Below are 24601 nucleotides of genomic sequence, written 5' to 3'. Positions count from 1 at the left end.
TTATACTTTTTTTAATTACAAAACTAATTACAAAACTTACAAAAACTATTTTTACTATTGAAAGCGTTTTAATATTGTAGATAAGAATATAAGGAGGTGCCTACATGGGGATTCAAAAAAAAGTGGAAGCGGTATCACCCGTGGAAACAACAGAGGTGGAACAAAAGTCTTTTGTTTCGAAAATTATGAATATTAAAATTGGTGTTATACCTTTACCGTTATATATCGTATTAGCAGCTATTATTTATGGAGCATCTGTATATAACAAATTACCTGCTGATATGATTGGTGGATTTGCAGTCATTATGATCATGGGGATTTTCTTAGGTGATATTGGGATGAGGATTCCGATTTTAAAAAATATTGGTGGACCAGCAATTCTTTCATTATTTATTCCATCTTTACTAGTGTTTTTTAATTGGATGAATCCAGCTTCAATGGAAGCAGCGACGATGCTAATGAAAAAGTCGAACTTTTTATATTTATATATTTCTTGTTTAGTAGTCGGAAGTGTTTTAGGAATGAACCGTAAAGTGTTAGTACAAGGGTTTGTTCGCATGTTTATTCCGTTAGTTGTAGGAACAATTGCTTCTATTGCAGTTGGATTATTAGTTGGATCATTATTTGGATTTGAAATGAAGCGAACGTTCTTCTTTATCATTGTACCAATTGTGAGCGGTGGTATCGGAGAAGGTATTTTACCACTTTCCTTAGCTTACAGTGACATTTTAAATCAATCATCAGCAACATTTGTATCTCAGCTTGTGCCAGCAGCGGTTATCGGAAATATGTTTGCGATTGTAAGCGCTGGATATATGAAGCGCTTAGGTGAGAAAAAACCAGAGCTTAGCGGTAATGGTGCATTGGTAAAAACAGGTGATCAAGATGAATTATTAAAAGAACAAAATACAGAAAAACCAATTGACTTCTCATTAATGGGAGCAGGTTTATTAATTGCATGTACGTTCTTTATTTTCGGTGGATTTGCTTCTAAATTTATTGGTATTCCAGGGGCAATCATTATGATCTTTTCAGCAGCACTTGTAAAATACTTTAAATTAATGCCAGCAAAAATGGAGCAAGGTGCATATCACTTATATAAATTTATTTCGACAAGCTTAACGTGGCCATTAATGGTTGGTTTAGGATTGTTATATATCCCATTAAAAGATGTAGCAGCTGTTCTTTCAGTTGGATATGTTGTGGTGTGTGCATCAGTAGTATTAACAATGATAACGACTGGTTTCCTTGTTGGGAAAGTCATGAAAATGTACCCAGTTGAATCTGCGATTGTAACAGGATGCCATAGCGGATTAGGCGGAACTGGAGACGTTGCGATTTTATCAGCTTCAAATCGTATGGAATTAATGCCATTTGCGCAAATTTCCACGCGTTTGGGCGGTGCTGCAATGGTCGTAACAGCAACAATTTTATTAAAAATGTTTTCGTAAATTATTATCATACAAGCTAGCTATGTAAAAACGTAGCTAGCTTGTCAAATTAGGAGGAGCTTATTTATATGTTAGAAAGTCAAATTAATGAACGTTCATTATTACTTCATAAAGAATTGGTAGGGAAAATTGAAATTACAAGTAAAGTAGAAGTAAATTCAGCAGATGATTTAAGTTTGACATATACACCAGGAGTGGCTGAGTCTTGTAAAGCGATCGCTGCAGATGAAGAAACAGCTTATGACTATACAGCGCGCGGTAATATGGTTGCAGTTGTTTCGGATGGAACAGCAGTACTTGGATTAGGTGATATTGGCCCGAAAGCAGCTATGCCTGTTATGGAAGGAAAAAGTATTTTATTTAAAAAGTTTGCGAATGTAGATGCATTTCCGCTTTGTCTTGGAACGACTGATGTAGATGAAATCGTAACCATTGTTAAAAACTTAGAACCTACATTTGCAGGTATTAATTTAGAAGATATTGCAGCGCCGCGCTGTTTTGAAATTGAAAAGCGCTTAAAAGAAGAAACAAATATTCCGGTGTTTCATGATGACCAACATGGAACAGCAATTGTTGTTTTAGCTGCGGTTATTAATGCGTTAAAAGTTGTAAACAAACAGATGGATGCAGTGAAAATTGTCATTAATGGTGCTGGTTCGGCAGGGATAGCAATTGCTAAATTACTGTTACAAGCTGGAGCGCAGCATATTACATTAGTAAGTTTAGAAGGAATTGTTTGTGAGGGTGAATCATGGATGAATCCGGCACAAATAGAGATTGCAAAGAAAACAAATCGCGAATATATACGTGGAACATTAAAAGAAGCGATTCATGAAGCTGACATTTTTATCGGTGTATCTGCTCCTAATGTGTTAACAACAGAACTTGTACAGACAATGAGTGAAAAACCAATTGTGTTTGCAATGGCGAATCCAATCCCAGAAATATACCCAGAGGATGCACTAAAGGCTGGTGCTGTTGTAGTTGGAACAGGGCGTTCTGATTATCCAAACCAAGTAAATAACGTGTTGGCATTTCCTGGTATATTCCGTGGGGCATTAGATGTACGTGCAACAGATGTTACAGAGGAAATGAAATTAGCTGCAGCATATGGGATCGCTAACATCATTACTGATGAAGAACGTAATGAAAACTATGTAATTCCGAATCCGCTAGATAAAAGAGTTGTCCCAAGTGTTGCAGCTGCAGTAGCAAAAGCAGCAATTGAATCAGGAGTAGCGCAAATTACAAAAATGCCAAGTTATTTAAAATAATAATAAAAAAGCAGTGCCATCTTCTTAGAAGGGCGCTGCTTTTTTAGTGAGATAAGAGATCAAAACAATAAAGAAATCCTACTCCCGCTTATTGTTTTATATGATTAGTAATAAATATTTCGCTCTGCATTATTTATTCAACTCCATTGCAACTTGCTTTCCATTTACGAAAACCTCTACCACTGCCACTACAACATCCATCACTTTTTTCATCTCTCATCTCTCCTTGTTTGTTGTTGCATTTCTTATTTTAGTATAAGAGAGAGGGGGAGATACAACTATCGAAGTAGATGACATAAGAATTACATTGTTGTAAGGAAGAAATTAAGCTTTGTCACTCTTTTCTACATGAATAACAATTTGCTCATAATATTTCTCATCAATATATACATTTAATACCCATAATCCGGGGGAAGACAGTGACATAAGAAGGGGTAGTTCTTTTGTATTTGAATGAATGGGAGTAGGAGTAGTCCAAGTCTGTTCAGAAGCTTCATCTGGAAAGAGTACGGGAGTGGGTGTTGTAGATCCTTGTTTTAGAGCAATAATAGATAGTTTACCAGATGGCATTTGTGGATCGAGGAAGAACCACATCTGTTTATTTTTCTCATTGGCAATGAAAGTACTATCTGCAATTGCAATCTTTCCTTCAATACCTTTTAACGGCATCTTTCCTTCTACAAAGGAAGGGCTTTCTTGCCAGTAAACATCCTTTAAGACACTAAGGTGAAAAAAGGTGGGTGCGTTAGTTTGAGGTTTAGAGATTTCGGTTATTTCTTTTATCGGTTCCTTGGAATTTTGCCCTAGTGAGGTACAGGCAGTGATGATACAGGAGAAAAGTAGCACGGTTCCAATTTTTTTCATCTTGCCACACTCCTATTTTTCATAGTTAGTGTAATTGTATTTGCTAGAAGACAGGACAATTCCTTTTAATTCATAAAAAGAGGTCATAAGTTTAGTATGACCTCTTTTGACATTTTGTACTATATTTGTTCAGTTGTAAATGTAGGCTCTGCATCTTTTGCTGGCATTGTTAAGAAAATAACAGCAATGACGATACACACACCGCCTAGTAATTGGTATGCTCCGAAAGATTCTTTTAGCCAAGTGATGGAAACAATAGCTGCTACAAGCGGTTCAATACTAGATAAAATACTTGTCTCTGTTGCTGATAAATATTTTAGACTACCAATGTAAAGAAGGAAAGAAAGTGTTCCACTTACAATGATTAGAATTAGCATAGAGAATGTTTGCAACGTAAAGGTTTGTGAAAGTTGTTTCCATTCGAAGGAGCGATTACAAATAAATAGTGCAAGACCCCCGATTAACATACCCCAGCCAATAATAAGAGTCGTCCCCCATTGTTTAATAAGGGAAGCTGGGTGCAGCGTGTAAAAGGCAAAACCAATTGCTGTTAACACCCCAAATAAAATCGCTTCTTTCGATAAGACAATATTTTGGGCGGATCCATTTGTAATGATAAAGTATGTTCCTGTCAGGGCAGAGACAATTGCCAATACTTGCATAATGGAAGGAAGCTTTTTATGTTGCACTGCAACATAAATAGTAATGAGAACTGGCCCTAAAAATTGAAATAGAGTAGCGGTAACAGCGTTGCTAATATGCACTGTTTCGATAAAAGCATACTGTGCGCCAAGCATCCCGAGAATAGAGAAAATGATAAGTTGTAAAAGATGGCGTGGGTGTTGCCAAATACGAAATATATTTTGTTTTTTGGTAAGTAAGAAACATAAAATAAAGACCCCAGCAAGCAATAGGCGAATTACTAAAAAATCGATAGATGATACCTTAGTATGTTGAAAAAGCCACTGAATCATCGGACCTGATACTCCCCATAAAGTAGCTCCTGTAATAATCATAATGAGGCCGAGTCGTCTGTTATTGTTCATCATCATGATGCTCCTTTCTAAGATTGATTTTTTAAAATTTACATGATAGAAGGAATTATATATAACTTCTGGTACTATAAAAAGTATCAATAATTTATTTTATAAAGGGGTCAGATTTCATGTTAGAATTAACACCAAATTTGAATATGGAGGAAAAAATCCCACTGTATGTACAGTTATACGAGTATATAAAAGCAGAAATAAGAAGTGGAAAAATCCCTCCTTTGACGAAGCTCCCAGCAAAAAGAAAGTTAGCGGCGCATTTAGAGGTAAGTAAAAATACAGTGGAATCGGCATATGAACAGCTTCTTGCAGAAGGATATATTGAATCAGTTTCACGTAAGGGGTATTTTGTATGTGAAATTGAACAAATGATACATACAGTGAAAAAAAGAGAAGTTGTTAAGGAAGTACTGCATAGGGAACAGAAATATAAATATGATTTTACACAAACAGGTGTAGATGTAAATGCATTTCCATTCTCGGTTTATCGGAAGATTTCAAACGAGGTATGGCAACTAGAAAATAAGGATCTACTCTTTCTTGGCCATCCCCAAGGTGAAGCGAGTTTGCGTGAAGAGATGGCGAAATATTTATATGAATCAAGAGGTGTGAGATGTTCAGCAAGTCAAATTGTAATAGGGGCCGGAACACAATTTTTAATAAGAATGTTGTTTCAGCTGCTAAAGGGAAGTCATTTTGCAGTTGAAAATCCAGGATATCACCGGAAATTGGTTACCTTTGAGAAAGGAGAAGAAAATGTTCAGATGCTCTCGCTTGATGAGGATGGGATTTGTATTTCAGATTTAGAAGGTAGTAATGCAAATGTTGTGTTCGTTTCTCCATCTCATCAATTTCCGTGTGGAATGATTATGCCAATTAAAAGAAGGATGCAACTATTACAATGGGCACAAGGGGAGCGTGGACGTTATATTATCGAAGATGATTATGATAGTGAGTTTCGTTACTCTGGAAAGCCGATTCCAGCATTGCAAGGGCTTGATACAGAGGGAAATGTAATTTATATGGGAACATTTTCAAAAGCATTGCTTCCATCATTACGTATGAGCTACATGGTGCTGCCTAAACAGCTAATTGAGTTGTATCAAACACAATATTTATTTTATACACAAAGTGTTTCAAGAATCGATCAAGAAATCATTAGAAGGTTTTTAAATGAAGGATATTGGGAAAAACATATTCATAAGATGCGAGTCGTTTATCGGAAAAAGAGAGATGCTCTTGTCTCAGCGATAGAAAGGTACTTTTCTAATAAGGTGGAAGTAATCGGAGAAGATTCTGGCTTACATATCTTATTAAAGGTTCACAATGAAATGTTAGAAGAAGAAGAATTAATAAAAAGAGCAGCTGAAAATAGTATAAAAGTATATCCAGTTTCTATGTACTATAAAGAAGGGACTACTTCAAAAAATACAGTTTTACTTGGATTTGCTATTTTATCAGAGGCAGAGATTGAAGAGGCAATTCAGTTGTTATATAATGCGTGGTTTGCAATGTAAAATGGTAATAAAAAAATCCTCATACTTGAGGACTTTTTTATTAGTTTTCTTCATCTAAGAATAAAACCATATGCTCTTCATCCCAGTACTGGCCGTTATATTTTAAAGAGCGCTCTTGTACACCAAATGTTTTAAATCCTAATGATTCGTAAAGTTTTTTTGCACCATCGTTTCCGACAACAACATCAAGCATAACTTGTTCTACTTCTAATGTTTTTGCAAGTTCAATACACTCTTTAATGAGGGATTTTCCTGCTCCAAGCCCACGCGCTTTTGGAGATACATATACTGAACCGATCTTTGCTTTATGTTCTTGTTTTACGTATGGTTTCGTTTCCAAGGTTGCAACCCCGATTAATTTACCGTCTTTAAATGCACCTAGTGTATAGTTTTCATCTTGTGCTAATTTCTGTGCTTTATACTCAATCGGGCATTCTTTATTAATAATATCTTCATAAGAAGAACTAAAAGCCTCTGGATTTTGTTTTAATCCTTCTACACGAAGTTCTAAGTAAATTTCTGCCTCTTGTTTTGTTAATACATGGATTTCCAATCGTATCACCCTCCGAACCTTTCACAGTTGTATTTACATTTTATATTGAAATAAGAATAATTTCAAAAGGTCAGCTCGTACTAGTAGTATTTTAATGTGTTTACTAATAATTTGCGAATAAATATTGGCTATTAATATAATATCACCAGCAGTTTTGAAGTAAAGACACTACTGGTGATTTAACGTACATATTATTCAATTGGTAATTCAATAATAAATTCAGTTCCAATTCTTAACTTACTTTTTACTTGAATGGAGCCGCTGTGTAATTCAACAATTTCTTTTGCAACAGCTAGACCGATTCCTTTCCCCCCTGTAGCTCGAGTTCTTGATTTATCAACTCGATAAAAACGATCAAAAATATGTGGAATATCTTCCTGTGGAATACCTTCTCCTTCATCTTGCACACTTATAGAAAAAGTATTCTCATTTTGTGATGCGTGTACAGTAATAATTGATTGTTCATAAGAATGCTGATAGGCGTTGTGTAATAAATTTAGCATAACTTGTTCCATTCGGCGTTCATCCATACATACATCGAGGTTATCTACACAGTAGAACTTAATTTTCATTTGTTTTTTAGCAAGTGTAGTTTTTGTTTTCTCAATCATGCGCTCTAGAAAAGGCAAGAGTGGAACTTTTTGTTTTTTTATAATAAATTGATGTTGTTCTAGCTGAACAAGATCGAATAAATCTTGAACGAGTCCTGTTACACTATCGGTTTCATCTTCGATAATTTGTAGGTATTCTTCACGTTCTTCTTTAGATAAAGAATCTCTTTTAGCAACTTTCGCATAACCTTTCATATATGTGAGTGGTGTGAGCAGTTCGTGTGCTACACTTGCAAGAAATTCATTTCTTTCTTTTTTCATGTAGGCTAATTCACTGGATAATTCTTCAATTGTTGTTGCTAAACTACCGAGTTCATCATTGCGTTTAATTCCTAATTTAATTGGTTTATTCAGCTTTAACATTTTTTCTGTTGCACGTTTCATTTTAATAAGAGGATCGGTAATGACACGAGAAAAGATAAATACAGAAATGGTTGTTAAAATAAGAGTTAGTATACCAATAATAATAAATTGACGTGTTAAACGAAGAATCATTTTTTCTAAGAAGGCTGTATCTAAAAACATATGTACATACCCAGCTATTTGTCTATGAATGATAATTGGCGTTGCTGTTGAAATAAATTTCGATGTTTTCCAATTTTTCTCAACCAAAGTTCCATCTATTGAAGTACAGTTTATTTTGGAGGCAAGTTGCTTTTTCATTTCCTGTGTTACCGGATCAGAAGAGGAAAGGATTTGCCCATTAGTGTCTGTTATGACTAACTTTGTATCTGAATTAGAATGTGATTCCATTGCTGCAGCATGTTCAAAAGTTCGTGGCCCATAACGTCTTGAAATAAAGTTACTATAGCGCTTTCCTTTTTCTAAAAGGGCGGATTTTTCTTCCTCGATACGCATGTTCGCCAGACTTGTATGACAAGATACAAAGGCAATTGTTTCAATACATAAAGCTAATATTAAGAAATATGTACCAATTTTGAGCGAAAGTTTGTTCATTTTTTCACCATACCTTTATTTCACATTAATGGCCAGCGGAAGAAATCTCACCACTGACCAAAGTTTTATCACGTGTTGTTTAACTAATTCTAAGTGTGAGGTGAGTCATGTCCCACTTAGAAAAGTTTCGCATTATTATTTTCATTCGCTTTTCCACTTATATCCCACTTTATAGATAGTCTCTAAGTATTTTTCAACAGGAAAGTCTTTTTTTCGTAATTTATCACGGATATTGCGAATATGTGAGTCAACAGTACGATATTCAATATCTGTTTGATAACCCCATATTTTTTCAATTAAATCATCACGGCTATAAGCTCGGTTTGTATTTTGTAAAAACAGTCCTAGTAATGAAAACTCGATAGGTGTAAGGGGAATTTTCTCGCTGTAAACAGTAACAGTATGTTTTGTTTTATCCCATTCAATGCCATTGAAGCTTATAAAACCATCCTTTTTTGTTCGGCGCAGTACAGCTTCAATTCGTGCAACTAGTACTTGTTCGTCAAAAGGTTTTGTAATATAATCATCGGCTCCCATTGTAAGTCCTTTTACCATATCGTAGTTTTGATTACGAGCTGTTAACATTATGATTGGAACATTGCTGATTTGACGGATTTGATAACATGTATCCCATCCATCCATATTGGGCATCATCACATCTAACAAAATGATATCGAAGTTCTTTTGTTGAATTAGTTCAAGAGCTTCTATACCTGAATTGGCTTTCATACAAAAATAACCACGTGGGCTCAAAAATAAATCTAACAATCGCAACATGCGTTCTTCATCGTCTACTAATAAGATTTTAATCATAGTCTTGTGCACCTCAAAACATTCATTCTACTTTGTATAGTTTACATGAAAATAATAAAAAACTCTGTTTACGTGATTGAATTGTAGTGTATTTTTTCTACTAAGGCAATTGACATAAAAAATGCACTACTTTTGCACAACTCTTTTTTATAATAGAAAGCGTAGCGACACAAAATACCCTATGTTGCGACATAACGTCATGTCATTTTATTTATAAAATGACAATTCCATTCTATTGTGTATGTGAGATAGTGAGGAATTTCGTATTCACCTCGCATCGGATAAGGAAAATCTCCTATCTCACACTTTTTTTATTGTTATAAAGGGGACTATACACGTGAGTAAAAAAGAAGAACGTTTACAAAAAGATAAACAAGAGCGCAATGCTATTGTGATGTGTATTGCCGTATCTATGCTAATTATTGTGACGTGTGCTAATAAATTTTTCGGAATTCTATAATAGATGTAAAGGCTCATTGTTTCATTTTGAGAAACAATGAGCTTTTTTATTTGTACGTAAAAATCCCCTGTATGCTATGTACAGGGGATTTTTGTATAGGAAGGAATCAAAAAATGATAGAAGCTTTATACAATAAACCAAGGAAGAATTGCTAATCCTGAAGTGACGATTATTGTACCAAAAATGAACAAAATAAGATGTTTGTGCTGTTTCATATCTGTTATTCCTCCAATTACTGATTTCATTCTATTACTTCTATTATTTTTTCATCTCTCATGTCTTTTTGTTGTGATTTCGTACTTTTAGTATAGCGAAGAGGAGGGAATAGAACCATTCAATAAGATGACGGGAACATTACATTGTTGTAAGAAAAAACACCTTTATCGAAAGGTGTTTTTTATATAAATTGATGCTATACAATTAGTCATTTAAAAATAAAACCATATGTTCTTCATCCCAATACTGTCCATTGTGCTTTAAGGCACGTTCTTGTACGCCATACGTTTGGAAGCCAAGCGATTCGTATAATTTTTTCGCAGCTTCATTTCCCATAACAACATCAAGCATGAGCTGTTCAACATGTAGTTTATATGCATTTTCAATAATAGCTTTTATTAATGCACGTCCAGCTCCAAGACCACGAGCTTTTGGAGAGACATAAACAGAGCCGATTTTTGCTTTATGTTCTTGTTTAATAAATGACTTTGTTTCTAATGTAGCAATTCCAATTAAATCATTATCTTTAAAGACACCAATTGTATATTTATTAGGGTTATCTAACCGTTTTGCCATTGCAGCAATAGGATCCTCATGTTTTAATACATCTTCATAAGAGGAACTAAAGGCTTCCGGATTTTGTGTTAATCCTTCCATACACACTTTTAAATAAATTTTTGCATCCTCTTTTGTTAATAAACGAATTTCCATAGCTGTAACCTCCTCAGTTTATCCTGCTTTATAGGAAAATAAATAATCTGCTTTAATATTTAAAGAAGAAATTTGTAATCCGTAAGGGTCTGATGATTATATTGATAGAACATCTACTGTGTATTCATAAACATATTCTGTACGTATTCTTTCTTAATTTGTAAAAGAATAAGAAGATATATGCGAGGAAGACAGGTGTCTTCATTTGTTTTTTAGTAATTCACTTTATGTAATGAAATTATATATTAACTTTATTAACTATTCAACAAATAAATATATTACATTTTTATAACTAAAAAAACGATCCCTTTAGCAGGAATCATTTTGTTTCTGGTATATATCCTTCAACTCGTTCTGGATGAGTATAAATATTACAGGAGTCATTACGAATAAACCCAACTACCGTAATGCCTAAATCATGAGCGAGCTGTAATGCTAATTTTGTGGGAGCTGATTTAGAAAGAACAATTTCGCAACCGATTTTAGAAACTTTTAGCAAAATTTCAGATGAAATTCGGCCACTAAATACAATAATTTTCCCTTTAATGGGGATATGATTGCGTAAACAATGGCCATAGATTTTATCTAATGCGTTGTGTCGTCCAATATCCATTCTTGATATGAGAACGGTATTTCGATCGCACAGGGCGGTATTATGGACCCCGCCTGTTTGACGAAACGTAGTGGAAGATCGCTGTAAGGTATTCATTAAATGAAAGCATTCTTCTGGAGTAATTGTTACATGTATATCATGTAAAGTTTTTGCTTTTGCTGCATCGTTTACAAAAACAAACCCTTGTCTACTTTTGCCGCAACAAGAAGTGACATATCGTTTGTTATATAGCGTTTGATAGAGTGGATTGATTTGTGATGTTTTTACATGGACAACCCCTTTGTCTTTTTGTATCCATAATTCATCAATGTTCTCATAAGAAGCAATAATTCCTTCAGAAATTAAAAAACCTATTACCATATCTTCAATATAATTTGGAGTGCATACAACTGTTACATATTCTTCCCCGTTTAATTTAATTGTTACAGGGGATTCTGTAACAACTTCATCTTCTCGTTCGGAAAAGGCTCCTCCTTGATAACGTATCATTTTATATGTTTCTTGGACAGGCTCCATACTATTTTCCCCTTCGTATGTATTTTTCTTCCTATTCATCATAAAACATTGAAAAAATAAAAGCATCTGTTATCTATATAAATCCATTTTGATTTTTCGACATATAAGTCGCTGCTAGGAAGAGAAAAGATGACGGCTACTTGTTTTCTCTCTTTGTTTTCACTTGGCATGGGGCAGGAAAAGAAACTGACTGCTTCTATGCATGGCCGGATGCTTTCTCCCATCTAAAAAGACAGGTTTTATGTTTATTTTTCAGTTTCTATATATTATTTGGTTATTATTGTATATGTAAGATATAATAGAGTAGTAGAATAGTGTCATTTTTTATACCTTATAGCATCAAGAATCGACTTCTAAGATAGGATTTCAACAGAGCGTTTCAAAAAATGTATAGCAATATAGTTTTGAAAACGGATTCAAAACTATATTGTACAGTTAGTTGTAAGGAGAGGGGAAACTATGGCAGAACAAACGGTTCGTGTAACCGTAGATGGAAAGGAATTTCTTTCATCTGGTGAAAAGACGATACTGCAATTATTTAACGAAAGTAATTTAGAGCACCCACAAATTTGTCACGTACCAGAGGTTGATCCAATTCAAACTTGTGATACATGTATTGTAGAAGTGGATGGAAAATTAATGCGTGCTTGTTCAACGAAATTAGAAAATGGTATGCATATCGAAAGACAATCAGCGCGTGCAAAAGAAGCACAAACGGAAGCGATGGATCGAATATTAGAGAATCATTTATTGTATTGTACAGTATGTGATAATAATAACGGGAACTGTAAAGTCCATAATACGGTACATATGATGGGAATTGAAGAGCAGAAATATCCATATGAACCGAAAGTTAGTGCAAAAGAAGTGGATATGACTCATCCATTTTATCGTTACGATCCCAATCAATGTATTGCTTGTGGACAATGTGTAGAAGTATGTCAGAATTTACAAGTAAACGAAACATTATCGATTGATTGGAGTTTAGATCGTCCGCGTGTTATTTGGGATAATGGGGTGAGTATTAACGATTCCTCTTGTGTTAGTTGCGGACAATGTGTAACAGTTTGCCCTTGTAACGCATTAATGGAAAAATCTATGCTTGGGGAAGCTGGATTCATGACTGGATTGAAACCAAATGTTTTAGACCCAATGATTGATTTTGTAAAGGATGTAGAACCTGGATATAGTAGTATTTTAGCAGTTTCAGAAGTTGAATCTGCAATGCGTGCAACGAAGATTAATAAGACGAAAACAGTTTGTACATTTTGCGGTGTAGGCTGTTCGTTTGAAGTGTGGACGAAGGATCGTCAAATTTTAAAAGTACAACCTGTATCAGACGCACCAGTAAACGGAATTTCTACATGTGTGAAAGGAAAGTTCGGATGGGACTTTGTAAACAGTGAAGACCGTATTACGAAGCCTTTGATTCGTCAAGGGGATATGTTCGTTGAAGCATCATGGGAAGAAGCATTAGAAGTTGTTGCGTCCAATATGCAACATATTAAATCGGAACATGGTAGTGATGCATTTGGCTTTATCTCTTCTTCAAAAGTAACAAATGAAGAAAACTATTTAATGCAAAAGTTAGCTCGTCAAATATATGGAACAAATAATGTGGATAACTGTTCTCGTTACTGTCAATCGCCAGCAACAGATGGTTTATTTAAAACTGTTGGTATGGGCGGTGACGCTGGGACAGTGAAAGATATTGCTGAGGCAGGACTAGTCATTGTTGTCGGTGCAAACCCGACAGAGGGACATCCAGTACTTGCAACACGTGTAAAACGTGCTCACAAATTGCATGAACAAAAACTAATTGTAGCGGACCTTCGCAAACATGAAATGGCAGAGCGTGCTGATCTGTTTGTTCATCCGCGCCAAGGAACTGACTATGTATGGCTTGCTGGTGTAACAAAATATATTATTGATCAAGATTGGCATGATAAAAAATTCTTAGATGAAAATGTGAAGAATTTTGATGAATATAGCAAGATGTTAGAAAAATATACACTTGATTATACGGAAAGTATTACAGGTATTTCTAAAGATACATTAAAAGAAATGGCTCGTATGGTATATGAAGCAGATGGTACTTGTATACTTTGGGGTATGGGTGTTACACAAAATACAGGAGGAAGTACAACATCTGCAGCGATTTCAAACTTACTTCTTGTAACAGGTAACTATCGTCGCCCGGGTGCAGGTGCATATCCACTCCGCGGACATAATAATGTACAAGGTGCTTGTGATATGGCAACATTACCAAACTGGCTTCCAGGTTATCAAGCGGTATCGGATGATGCAATGCGTGCGAAATTTGAAAAAGCATATGGAACTACGATTCCGAAAGAGCCAGGGCTAAATAACATTGCGATGCTACTTGCAGCAGAAGAAGGAAAATTGCGTGGTATGTATGTTATGGGAGAAGAAATGGCTTTAGTAGATTCAAATGCAAATCATGTACAGCATATTTTAGCAAATCTTGATTTCCTTGTTGTTCAAGATATGTTCTTATCAAAAACAGCGCGCTTTGCGGATGTTATTTTACCAGCAGCACCAAGTTTAGAAAAAGAGGGAACATTTACAAATACAGAGCGCCGTATTCAACGTTTATATGAAGTTATGAAACCGCTTGGTGATTCTAAACCAGACTGGTGGATTTTACAAAAAGTAGCACGTGTACTTGGTGGGGATTGGAATTATGAGAACCCAAGTGAAATTATGGATGAAATTGCATCACTTGCGCCGCTCTATTCACAAGCAACATATGATCGTTTAGAAGGATGGAACAGTTTATGCTGGGGAAGTCATGACGGTAGTGATACACCGTTATTATATGTCGATGGTTTTAATTTCCCTGATAAAAAAGCCCGTCTTTCACTAGATGAATGGGTGCCGCCAGTTGTAGCGCCAGAAGACTACGATTTATTATTAAATAATGGTCGTATGTTAGAACATTTCCATGAAGGAAATATGACAAATAAATCAGTGGGGATTCTATCCAAAATTTCTGAGGTGTTTGTTGAGATTTCGCCTGAGCTTGCTACTGAGCGGAATGTGAAAGATGGTGGCCTTGTAGAACTGACATCACCGTTTGGGAAAATCAAAGTACAGGCACTTATTACAGATCGTGTGACTGGAAACGAGTTATATTTACCGATGCATGCGACAGTAAATGAAGAAGCGATTAATATTTTAACAGGAACAGCGACAGACCTATATACGTGTACACCGGCTTATAAACAAACGATGGTGAAAATGCGTGTACTACGTGAAAAAGGAAATCGTCCACTTCCTGCTTCAAACCCAAGAGATAAAAAGCGTCATCCGCAAAATGGTGTTGAAATTCAGCAGAAATGGCAGAGAAAGCAGTACGTATCACTTGTGGATCAGAACTAGGGGGCGAAGAACGTGGCAAAAGAAATTACATTGATTCAGAAAAAGGTCATTACAGAAGCAGAAAAGAAACAACAGTTATCAGATGAACTGCTAACCCAATTAGCTGAGAATCGTGAAGCGGTAGAAGAGACGATGCAATTGTTAGCACAGTTGCAACAAGCTGGCATATTAGATGCAGCAATTAGTTTGCTTGCTGCAAAAGAAGATGTTTCTAAAATTGCTGTTGAGCAATTAAATCGTGAACCGGTAAAAAATGCATTAAATAATATGATGGGGGCAGGAGAAGCGCTATCTTCTGTTGATCCAGAAGTAACAAAACAGGTGACATCGAGTTTAGTTACAGGATTACAATTTGCAACAGACGAATTAAAAAAGGGTAAGAAAACAAAGGTTATGGACTTCTTTAAAGTATTAAAAGACCCGGATATTAACAGAGCCATTACTTTTGGATTTAGCTTTTTAAAAGCATTTGGACAAGGATTAGAGAAAAAATAAGGTGAAATTTTAGTCAGTGGGGGTCTTACTGACCGTCAATAGTGTGGTGAAAATGAGAAAGAGTGATGGGGGTGTGCCTGTCACTCTTTTTTGGATGTATAAGAGTGTTCATATTAAGCGGAATATATTATTATAAAAAAGATGGATTTGAAATAGAAATATGGAATCCATCTCAAATATAGTGTTAGAATTTGGAGGGATTTATGCTACACCGTAAAAGACTATCTATACCAGGAGTCATGAAACATTCCTTTCAAACAGTACAATTTGCTTTTTGGAATGTGTTGGCGTTTCAGCTTGTTTATAAACTATTAGCAGCCATTGTATTTATACCGTTATTCGGTATGATTTTTAATAAGTTGTTGTATTGGGGCGGCTATGCAAATGCAACAAACGATGAATTGCTAGCTTTTTTGAAAACTCCATATGGTATCGCAGCTATTTTCATTTTATCGATATTGGCACTTTTTCTCATTTTTACGGAATTTGCGGTACTTATCATTATTTCGTATTTTGCACATAAACGACAAAGGGTAAAATTGCGTCCGATTCTGTATAAAACGGTAACGTATTTACCTTCTCTTTTCACATATTGTTTACCAGGATTTATTTTGTATGCGGTAATCTTGTTACCTCTTTTAAGCGTCGGTTATAAATCTGCACTAATCCCTGAAATTCAAATTCCTAATTTTATTACAGGAGAATTGTTTAAAACGACAATGGGGCAAGTAGGGTATTATACCTTTTTTGCTGTAGTTGCGTATTTAAATTTGAGATGGATTTTTGTTTTTCCTATTATTGTTTTAGAAGAAAAACCATTTCGCACAGCTGCACGTAAGAGTGCAAAGTTGGTAAAAGAAAGTTTGTTTAAAGTCTTATTCTTTTTAGTCGGACTTTTTATCTCGATAGGGATTATGTTCGTTTTATTTATGGGTCTGTACTTATTACTTTTATGGTGCGTGTATGAATTTACGAATCCAAAAGGAACATTTGCTTTATTAGCGGAATCTACCCTATCTGTATTTTTGACGAGTACATTATATTTATTTAGTTTTATTGTAACGCCGTTTTATATTATGGCATTGACAAGACTTTATTTACAAAAGGTTCCAGTTGAAGATGTTTTATTAGAAGAAGGCTTAGATTATTCCAAAACAAAAGCAGATAAATGTTTTTTTAAAAAGCATCGTTTGAAGTTTATTGGTGTATATATTGTTGGTATTTTCACCGTGGGCGTGGTTGTTGCTTTTATTGTGACGTTTATTACGAATTCATATAAAGAACCCGTTATTATGGCGCATCGTGGATATGTTTCCAAAGGAGTAGAGAATACGAAAGAGGCCTTGCAAGGTGCGATTGATGCAAAAGCAGAGTATGCTGAAATTGATGTGTTGCAAACAAAAGATGGTGAATTGGCAGTGATACATGATTTGAACTTAAAGCGTCTTGCAAATGCCAATGTACAAGTATCGGATTTGACGATGGATGAGCTTCGAAAGCTTACTCTTCATCAAGATGGATTCACGGGAAGAATTAGTACACTTGATGAGATGATTAAGCTTGCGAAAAACAAGATAAAACTCAATATAGAAGTGAAATTGCACGGAAATGAAAAAGATTTTGTAAAGAAAGTATTGAAAACAATAAAGGAAAATGACTTTGAAAAACAATGTGTCATTCAAACATTGCATTATCCGCTCATTAAAGAATTTAAACGTGCAAATCCAAACATAAAGGTAGGATATATTTTATATGCAAGTAGAGCAAATTTAAAATACGTTCAAGCAGATTTTTATGTTGCAGAAGAATATATGTTAAATAAAAGCTTAGTAAAAGCAGCACGAAAGTTAAATAAGCCAATTTATGTATGGACTGTAAATGATATGGAAAGCTTTAAAAAATATTATAAGCTTAATGTCGATGGGATTGTTACAGACTACCCTGTGGATGCACAAGAAGCCGTTAAAATAATGAAAGAGCAAGAAGAAAGTGAAACAGATGTGTTTGATAAGATTACAGAAACAACGGAAGATTTATTTTCAAAGTTATTCATAGGTTATCCAGCTGCCGGTTAAATATCGGTAGCTATTTTTATTATATAAGTACAAATTGAAAAACCGACATAAAATCTAATTTTTAGGTGGGAGAGGAGGGCATTCGGCTATGCATAGAAGCGGTCAGAGACTTTTTTAGCCTCATGTCGTGTGAAACCAAAAGGATAAAACAAATGGAGATCTCTTTTTAGTTTCATAGCCGTAACTTATATGTCGGAAAATCAAAATGGATTTATCCCGCATTAACGGGCAGTAATACCCAGCTCAAGATTCAGAGAAAAGCGAGGAAGAGGGCTGGGGGGAAACTGCTCGTAAAAGCCCGATTGGTGATGGAAGTTTCGCTTTATATAAAAAGAATATACTTCTAAAATGTTATAGGGAATTTAAAGTGCATATATATATGCACTTTGTGTTGGTTTTTACATTTTTATATTATTATATAAAAATATAAAGTCAGCATTCCTTTTGAAGGGATATAATAAAAATAGAAATGCGAAAAATGAAGATTAATAAAATGAAATAGTTTGCGAATTTTGTGGGGGAAATTGCTAATCTGAAGTATACACGAAAAATCCTCAAACTATACAATTTGCCTTTTAGATGAAATTGCTGACTAGTTACACTATACTTTAAGTAAATGAGTAAAGATGGATCGAAGAAAGATAATTGTTTAATACTGCTGGAAATGGTGTGATTTTAAAGGTATCACTCTAGCCTTTATAAGGGTCTTTAAAACTATATATATTTTGTGTAATACGAAGAGGTGTTAATGAAATGAAATCCTATACACAATTTGAACGAAGAAAACACATACTGGATGAGCTAGAAAAATACAATCGAGTGATGGTAAATGACTTAGCCAAGGCGTTAAATGTTACGACAGAAACAATACGAAGAGATTTAGATATGATGCATAAGGAAGGGAAGCTTACGAAAATACACGGTGGTGCAGTTAAGAAAAAAGATCATACTATTGAATTTTACTTTGACAAACGTCGATCTGAGAATATTGAAGAAAAACGAAAGATTGCTATGGAAGCAAGTAAATTGGTAGAAAATAATGATATTATTGCAATTGAAATTGGAACGACTACGATGCAAGTCTTGGATTTTATACATGATAAAAAGAATTTGACGATCCTAACAAACTCGATACCAGCTGTTAATAAAGTTATTGAGCTTAAAGAACAGTATGATTCATTTGATTGTAAATTAATAGTCTTTGGTGGAATGCTAAATTCCAATTCATTAGCATTGTCTGGAGACATGATGCTAAACTATCTTGACCACTTCACTGTTAATAAATTATTTGCTTCGTGTGATGGAGTTTCTTTAGAAAAAGAACTGACATGTTCATATATTGAAGACGCACAAGTTTTTCAGCAGTTAAAGAAAAATGCAAAACAAGTTGTGATGATGATAGATGAGTCAAAGTTTAATTTAACAAAGTTTTATAAAAGTGGAAATTTTGATGATATAGATGCACTATATACAAATGCTAAACTTGATGAAGTATGGCAAAACGTCCTAATAAGTAAAGGGGTTGAAGTAATAACAGTATAGAAAGAAAATCTTAAAGTAGACTATTTCTTAGTGACATGAGAAATAGTCTTTTTTGTTAATGTGTTGTTTTATGTTGTTGATATGTTGTTTTTACAATTCGTTAACATAATAACAATATTGCGTTAATAATGTGCTCGTACAATATGAATTAGGAGGTGACAAGAATGCAAATAAAATTATCAAAAGCTGTGTTCTTTTTATTACCGGTTGGAATACCTCTAATATTATTTTGGATTGTTCCGAATTTAATTAGTTTAGGTATTAGTTTTACAGACTGGGATTTCATGACAAATGACTTTAATTTTGTTGGTTTAGATAACTATTTTAATTTGTTTACACAGGATTCTTTTATACAGGCATTGTTAAACACTCTTTATTTCGGAATTGGGACAGTTATTCCAACGATTGCATTAGGTTTGGGTTTCGCATTGTTCTTCCGAAAAAAATTCAAAGGTTCTGCAATTTATCAATTATTGATTTTTTCACCTTGGGTAACACCAACAGTAGCTGTATCGATTGTATGGTCGCTTTTATATGAACCTAAATTTGGAGTTATTAATGAGGTACTAGTTTTTTTCGGGATACCAGGTTTGGATTGGCTGAAGAGTAGTGAGACAGCGATGTTAGCAGTCATTATTGTAACAGTATGGAAATTAGTTGGATGGACGATGCTTTTCTATATTGGTGCACTAGAGAAAGTACCAGAGAGCTTGTATGAAGCGGCTAGTATTGATGGAGCGAATTCATGGCAGAAATTCCGATATGTAACACTACCGATGGTTTCACCGACAACTTTCTTTCTAGTTGTTGTCAATACAATTTCTTCGGTGCAGGCTTACGATCAAATTAAAATCTTAACACAAGGTGGACCTAGTGGATCGACGCGGACGTTACTTTATTTATTCTTCCAACAAGCGTTTGAACAGTTCGATATGGGCTCTGCAACGGCAATCGCATTTATTATATTAATCATTACAATTCTACTATCTGTTATAAACAAGATAATAGGTGACAAGTGGGTGAACTATTAAGATGAATAATATGAAAAAAGCTCCATTAATCATAAAGCATCTCTTTTTAGCTTTATCAAGTATCCTGTTTGTCTTTCCATTCATATGGATGGTACTTGGTTCGTTTAAAACATCCAGTGAAGTATTACAAGGAAGCTTCTGGCCTAAGGAATTTCACTGGGAAAATTATCGTCAAGTATTAGAAATTCTTCCATTTAACACGTATTTATTTAATAGTTTTTATACCTCTTTCATTATTACGATATATGTACTTGTTTCGTCTGCACTCTTTGCTTATATGTTGGCATTTTATAAGTTCAAAGGGAAGAACTTAACGTTTAGTATCGTCATGGCAACCTATATGATTCCTGGAGCTGTATCGTATGTTCCTGTATATGTGATGTTAGGAAATTTTGGGTTGCTTAATTCGCATTTTGGATACATCATTTCTATGGCTGTTAGTGTATTCGGTATTTTCTATTTAAAACAATCATTCCACAAGATTGGTTATGAAACAGTAGAAGCAGCCAAAATTGATGGAGCAAGTGATTGGAGTATTCTTTGGAAGATTGTTTTTCCAATGACACGATCATCATTTGTAACACTAGGATTGGTCACATTTATTGGTAATTATAATAATTACATCTGGCCAGCTCTTATATTGAAAGATAATACACAAAAGTTAATTACTAACGGAATTGCTGATTATTTCATTAATAGTTCCTTAGGCCGAGATTGGTCACACATTATGGTTGCAAGCACAATCGCGACGGTGCCACTCTTACTCGTATTTTTAGTTTTACAAAAATGGTTCCTCTCAGGCGTTACTGATTCAGGAATAAAAGGTTAACTAAATATAAAGGAGACATTTGGGATGAGAAAATTATTCATGCTTCTAACAATTTTGTCATTGTTTGTTAGTGCACTTGCAGGCTGTTCAGGCGGAAAAGGAAGTACTGTTAAAGCAAGTAAAGAAGGGGATAAGATTGTTGTCCCATTTATTAATGGAGTAGGTGGTTCTCTTGCAGATCGTGTAGATAAGATTGTGGAGGAATACAATAAAAGTCAGGACAAATATGTAGTGAAGACGACGAAAGCTGGTAACTATGATGAGTCTTATCAAAAACTTCAAAGTGGATTTGCAGCGAATAACCAAGAAGCAATTGCATTGTTAGGTTCAGACGTCATTCAAGAATATGCTAAGAAAAAGTTAATTGTACCTATAGATGAATATGTTAAAAAAGATAATGAATTAAAAAAAGAAGAGTATGGAAAAGGTTTTATGGATCAAGCAACAATTGATGGGAAATTATATGGAATTCCTTTTTACGGTACAACTCAAGTTTTTTATTACAACAAAAAAGTGTTAGCGGAGAATGGTTTTACTGCTGAAGATTTAAAGACGTGGGAAGGCGTAGAAAAAGTAGCGAAAAAAGTAGCAAAACATGACGCAAATGGTAATGTCACATACACAGGTTGGATGCCAATGTGGGGTACGTCCAACTTAATTGACGCGGTTCGCAGTGCTGGCGGAAATGTATTAAGTGAAGATGGAACAAAAGTATTAATTAACGATGAAACTTGGGTTACAGTATGGGGAAAATTCCGTACATGGCTTCACGAAGATAAAATTATGAATATTCATTCAGGCGGAACTGGATGGGAATATTGGGATAAAACAATAATTGATCTTGTTGAAGGTAGAACGTTAGGATTTACAGGTTCATCTGGTGACCAAGGATTTGTTTTTAAATCGTTAGGTAAAGGAATGAATGAGGAAGAACGCCTGAATACATTTGGGGCATTACCACAACCAGCTTGGGGTGATCATAAACCAGCACCAAAATTAGAAACGTATTTATTCACATTAACGAGAAATGTTGATCCAGAAGTAGCAAAAGGTGCATATGACTTTATGAAATTTGCGACAAGTACTGAGAAAACGGCTGAATGGTCAATGGCAACAGGCTATATCCCTGTTCGTAACAATGTAACAGAGTATGAGCCTTATGCTGAATTTGTAAAAAGACAACCACAAGCATTAGTTCCATTAGAGCAAGCAAATCAATACGGAGTTGCACCATTTGTCGATCCAACAGGTGGTAAAATCAATGACGCATTAAATGTAGCGAAGGATAAAGTAGAAATTGAAGGAGTCCCTGCAAAAAAAGCATTAGATGAAGCAGCTAAGGTTGCCCAGGAAGAATTAGATAAAGCGTTGAAAAAGAAGAAATAATATTACTTTGAAGAGAAATGTGAGGTGCTTTTGAACGAAGAAGTGCCTCTATGATTCTATCATTAAAATATAAAAAAAGGTGTGGGAATCATGATTGAAATGAAAGGTACGATGACTCTTTCTCCATTCGTAAAAAATAAACATTCTTTTCTAATGGATGTAACCGATATTGTCAATTTCACATTAACGATCAATCAAGGAGTCAGTCGGAAAATTCCGCTTTTATTAATTTTGAGAGACTCTAAAGGTTATGTGCGTATACAGTATCAAACACCAATTGTTGACGAAAAACTAGTTGTTGCAACAAATCCAAAGTTTTGTTCAGCTGGTTGCGTTGGCGGCGAAATACCGCCTGGAAATTGGGAATTAGAAGTAGTATATATCCCTCATTGTGCAAATAAAGCAGTAAAGTTTGCTGGAAGAAAAGTTGACTATACAGTAAATATAGCAGTGAATGGTGAGTTAGAACGAGAATATAACCGAGAATATTTTTGCAAAGAAAATGTCTTTATTCATGAAAGCGATTTTGAAAAAGTAGTGAATGAAGAGCATCGTTGGTACAAAGGAGATTTTCATGTCCATACAAATGTAACGGATGGCGAGATAGATGACGAACTGGCAATGAGCGTATGTGAAAAACAAGAGTTGGATTTTCTATATGCGACGGAACACAACATTGTCATGCCATCGTATCAAAAAGGAAGCACATTAATCATACCATCTATGGAACTTACAACTCCGTACGGTCATTACAATATGTTCGGTATGAAAGAATATATTAATTTTACAGAGTGTCTCGATGGATCGTTTTACGCGAAAAGTATGAATGAACTATTTGCTCTCATGAAAGAAAAAGGTTATTTAATTAGCGTGAATCATCCGTTTATGAAGCCTTGGGCGAACCAAATTGATATTAACTTAGAAAATGTTCATACAATGGAAATCATGTGTGATCCGACTTATAAAAAAAGCAAACCTTCTACTTTAGAAGCTTTAAAGTTCTTCGATCAAATGTGGTTAAATGGTCTTAAAATCTGGGGGATAGGAGGAAGTGATTCTCATTTACATCCATCTAAAACGTTCCCAGGATCTAAAGATCCATCGATTTATGGCGACCCAGGAACGTATGTATTATGTAATGGTTTATCTATTAAAAATTTAAAGGATGCTATTCAAAGAGGCAGAATTTATTTTTCTCGATTTAGGAAGTTAGAGATAGATATTCAAAACGAAGGTGAAACCATTTATGTCGGTGATGGGGCTAAAGGAAATATTCATTACAACATTCATACAGATAAGCCTTGTGAGTGGAGGTTGATTGTGGATGGCCAAATTATCGAAAAAGAATTTGGCAGCCATGTAACCTTTGACTTTTATTTAAATGAAAGAGCATATGCCAGAGTTGAGGGTTGGGAAGATAATGAATTAGTAGCGTTTATAAATCCTATTCATAATAACGTTAGGCATAAGAATATTAAAACATGGCATGAAGTTTTAGGGGGATTAGAAGGTGAATAAAGGAATTATTTTTGATAAAGATGGAACACTAATACAGCTAGACTCTGTCTGGTACAAAATTGTTCATTGTGTGCTAGATGATATATTTCAAATGTATCCAAATGAAAAGAGTAAACGAAATGACTACCTAAAGATTATTGGTATGAGTGATAACGATTTTGAGAGTACAAGTTTACTAGCTTGTCGAACAAATTACTTTATTGCGGCTGCATGGTTTTCGTTATTAGAAAATCAAAACTTGGATAAAGAGAGCTTTATTCATGATGTATGTGTATTATTTAAAAAACACTCTACAGCAGATGATCTCGTATTTACAGAAGTGGAAGGTGCAAAGGAAACATTGAAATATTTAAAAGACCATGAATATGTAATTGGGGTTGTTACAGCAGACGACGTTGATGCAGCCATTCATTCACTTAAAATGACAGGATTATATGATTATGTAGATTTTTTAGGTGCAGATGATGGCGTTAATAAAACAAAACCTGAAAGTGATTTTTATCATATGTTCAAAGAAAAATTTTCACTGGCTGAAGAAGATGTGTTTATGGTAGGTGATACATTAACAGACGTTAGATTTGCAAGAAATAGCAACATTAAAGTAGTGGGCGTCCTGTCAGGTGCGAGTAAGAAGGAAGATTTAGAAGGAGAAGCAGATTATATTTTAGACAGTATGAAGGATATTTCCGAAATTTTATAAAACAACGGTGTGATCAAT

General features: G+C 34.7%; 20 protein-coding genes. 13 read left to right on the top strand and 7 right to left on the bottom strand.

Going from position 1 to position 24601, the window contains the following annotated elements:
* Nucleotides 1-104: 104 nt before the first annotated feature.
* Nucleotides 105-1451, top strand: a complete 1347-nt coding sequence (locus MHH71_RS12970) for a 2-hydroxycarboxylate transporter family protein (RefSeq protein ID WP_003194975.1) — start codon at nucleotides 105-107, stop codon at nucleotides 1449-1451.
* A gap of 68 nt (nucleotides 1452-1519) precedes the next feature.
* Nucleotides 1520-2725 (top strand): NAD(P)-dependent malic enzyme, encoded by a 1206-nt coding sequence (locus tag MHH71_RS12965; RefSeq protein ID WP_003194973.1) that lies wholly within the window; start codon nucleotides 1520-1522, stop codon nucleotides 2723-2725.
* A 324-nt stretch (nucleotides 2726-3049) separates the two neighbouring features.
* Here the strand turns inward: MHH71_RS12965 and MHH71_RS12960 are convergent, their stop codons facing one another.
* Both MHH71_RS12960 and MHH71_RS12955 read right to left on the bottom strand, forming a co-directional pair.
* Nucleotides 3050-3589, bottom strand: coding sequence for a DUF4871 domain-containing protein (locus MHH71_RS12960; RefSeq protein ID WP_033798607.1), 540 nt, complete (start codon nucleotides 3587-3589; stop codon nucleotides 3050-3052).
* A gap of 119 nt (nucleotides 3590-3708) precedes the next feature.
* A complete protein-coding gene (locus MHH71_RS12955; protein ID WP_033799603.1) occupies nucleotides 3709-4635 on the bottom strand; it encodes a DMT family transporter in 927 nt (308 codons plus the stop codon).
* Nucleotides 4636-4754: 119 nt separating this feature from the next.
* On the opposite strand from MHH71_RS12955, the gene pdxR reads away from it, so the two are divergent.
* On the top strand, nucleotides 4755-6155 hold the full coding sequence (pdxR, locus tag MHH71_RS12950) for a MocR-like pyridoxine biosynthesis transcription factor PdxR (protein WP_006093479.1): 1401 nt from the start codon (nucleotides 4755-4757) through the stop codon (nucleotides 6153-6155).
* A 40-nt stretch (nucleotides 6156-6195) separates the two neighbouring features.
* Here pdxR and MHH71_RS12945 read toward each other — a convergent pair whose 3' ends face one another.
* The 3 genes from MHH71_RS12945 to MHH71_RS12935 form a co-directional block, all read right to left on the bottom strand.
* Nucleotides 6196-6708, bottom strand: a complete 513-nt coding sequence (locus tag MHH71_RS12945; protein WP_006093480.1) for a GNAT family N-acetyltransferase — start codon at nucleotides 6706-6708, stop codon at nucleotides 6196-6198.
* Between the two features lie 191 nt (nucleotides 6709-6899).
* Nucleotides 6900-8276, bottom strand: coding sequence for a HAMP domain-containing sensor histidine kinase (locus tag MHH71_RS12940; protein ID WP_006093481.1), 1377 nt, complete (start codon nucleotides 8274-8276; stop codon nucleotides 6900-6902).
* A gap of 141 nt (nucleotides 8277-8417) precedes the next feature.
* Complete coding sequence (locus MHH71_RS12935) at nucleotides 8418-9089, bottom strand: response regulator transcription factor (protein WP_003194961.1); 672 nt, start codon at nucleotides 9087-9089, stop codon at nucleotides 8418-8420.
* A 337-nt stretch (nucleotides 9090-9426) separates the two neighbouring features.
* On the opposite strand from MHH71_RS12935, the gene MHH71_RS12930 reads away from it, so the two are divergent.
* Complete coding sequence (locus MHH71_RS12930; RefSeq protein WP_003194959.1) at nucleotides 9427-9549, top strand: hypothetical protein; 123 nt, start codon at nucleotides 9427-9429, stop codon at nucleotides 9547-9549.
* A gap of 420 nt (nucleotides 9550-9969) precedes the next feature.
* Here the strand turns inward: MHH71_RS12930 and MHH71_RS12925 are convergent, their stop codons facing one another.
* Both MHH71_RS12925 and fdhD read right to left on the bottom strand, forming a co-directional pair.
* Complete coding sequence (locus MHH71_RS12925) at nucleotides 9970-10476, bottom strand: GNAT family N-acetyltransferase (protein WP_006093482.1); 507 nt, start codon at nucleotides 10474-10476, stop codon at nucleotides 9970-9972.
* A 319-nt stretch (nucleotides 10477-10795) separates the two neighbouring features.
* Complete coding sequence (fdhD, locus tag MHH71_RS12920) at nucleotides 10796-11605, bottom strand: formate dehydrogenase accessory sulfurtransferase FdhD (protein WP_033798608.1); 810 nt, start codon at nucleotides 11603-11605, stop codon at nucleotides 10796-10798.
* A gap of 459 nt (nucleotides 11606-12064) precedes the next feature.
* Here fdhD and fdhF point away from each other — a divergent pair, with 459 nt between their 5' ends.
* The 9 genes from fdhF to MHH71_RS12875 all read left to right on the top strand — a co-directional run bounded on the left by fdhF (nucleotide 12065) and on the right by MHH71_RS12875 (nucleotide 24583).
* The gene (fdhF, locus tag MHH71_RS12915; protein WP_003194950.1) at nucleotides 12065-15007 is read left to right on the top strand and encodes a formate dehydrogenase subunit alpha; all 2943 of its coding nucleotides are present in this window, start codon (nucleotides 12065-12067) and stop codon (nucleotides 15005-15007) included.
* A 12-nt stretch (nucleotides 15008-15019) separates the two neighbouring features.
* The gene (locus MHH71_RS12910) at nucleotides 15020-15502 is read left to right on the top strand and encodes a DUF1641 domain-containing protein (RefSeq protein WP_003194949.1); all 483 of its coding nucleotides are present in this window, start codon (nucleotides 15020-15022) and stop codon (nucleotides 15500-15502) included.
* 203 nt (nucleotides 15503-15705) lie between these two features.
* Nucleotides 15706-17577: a glycerophosphoryl diester phosphodiesterase membrane domain-containing protein gene (locus MHH71_RS12905; RefSeq protein WP_033798609.1), complete on the top strand. Its 1872-nt coding sequence runs from the start codon at nucleotides 15706-15708 to the stop codon at nucleotides 17575-17577.
* 753 nt (nucleotides 17578-18330) lie between these two features.
* The gene (locus tag MHH71_RS12900) at nucleotides 18331-19119 is read left to right on the top strand and encodes a DeoR/GlpR family DNA-binding transcription regulator (protein ID WP_033798610.1); all 789 of its coding nucleotides are present in this window, start codon (nucleotides 18331-18333) and stop codon (nucleotides 19117-19119) included.
* Nucleotides 19120-19283: 164 nt separating this feature from the next.
* A complete protein-coding gene (locus tag MHH71_RS12895; protein WP_006093486.1) occupies nucleotides 19284-20150 on the top strand; it encodes a carbohydrate ABC transporter permease in 867 nt (288 codons plus the stop codon).
* Nucleotides 20151-20160: 10 nt separating this feature from the next.
* On the top strand, nucleotides 20161-20979 hold the full coding sequence (locus MHH71_RS12890) for a carbohydrate ABC transporter permease (protein ID WP_033799604.1): 819 nt from the start codon (nucleotides 20161-20163) through the stop codon (nucleotides 20977-20979).
* 24 nt (nucleotides 20980-21003) lie between these two features.
* Nucleotides 21004-22365, top strand: coding sequence for an extracellular solute-binding protein (locus MHH71_RS12885; protein ID WP_033798611.1), 1362 nt, complete (start codon nucleotides 21004-21006; stop codon nucleotides 22363-22365).
* Nucleotides 22366-22455: 90 nt separating this feature from the next.
* Nucleotides 22456-23883: a CehA/McbA family metallohydrolase gene (locus MHH71_RS12880; protein ID WP_033798612.1), complete on the top strand. Its 1428-nt coding sequence runs from the start codon at nucleotides 22456-22458 to the stop codon at nucleotides 23881-23883.
* Nucleotides 23876-24583 carry an HAD family hydrolase gene (locus tag MHH71_RS12875; protein WP_033798613.1) on the top strand — a complete coding sequence of 236 codons (708 nt, stop codon included), beginning with the start codon at nucleotides 23876-23878 and terminating at the stop codon, nucleotides 24581-24583. Before MHH71_RS12880 ends, MHH71_RS12875 begins: the two co-directional genes overlap by 8 nt.
* The last annotated feature ends 18 nt before the right edge of the window (nucleotides 24584-24601 follow it).

This window comes from Bacillus sp. FSL H8-0534 (assembly GCF_038005885.1).
Classification (GTDB): domain Bacteria; phylum Bacillota; class Bacilli; order Bacillales; family Bacillaceae_G; genus Bacillus_A; species Bacillus_A pseudomycoides.
The sequence above is the reverse complement of the archived record's forward strand: the minus strand, read 5'-3'. Positions and strand labels throughout refer to the sequence as shown.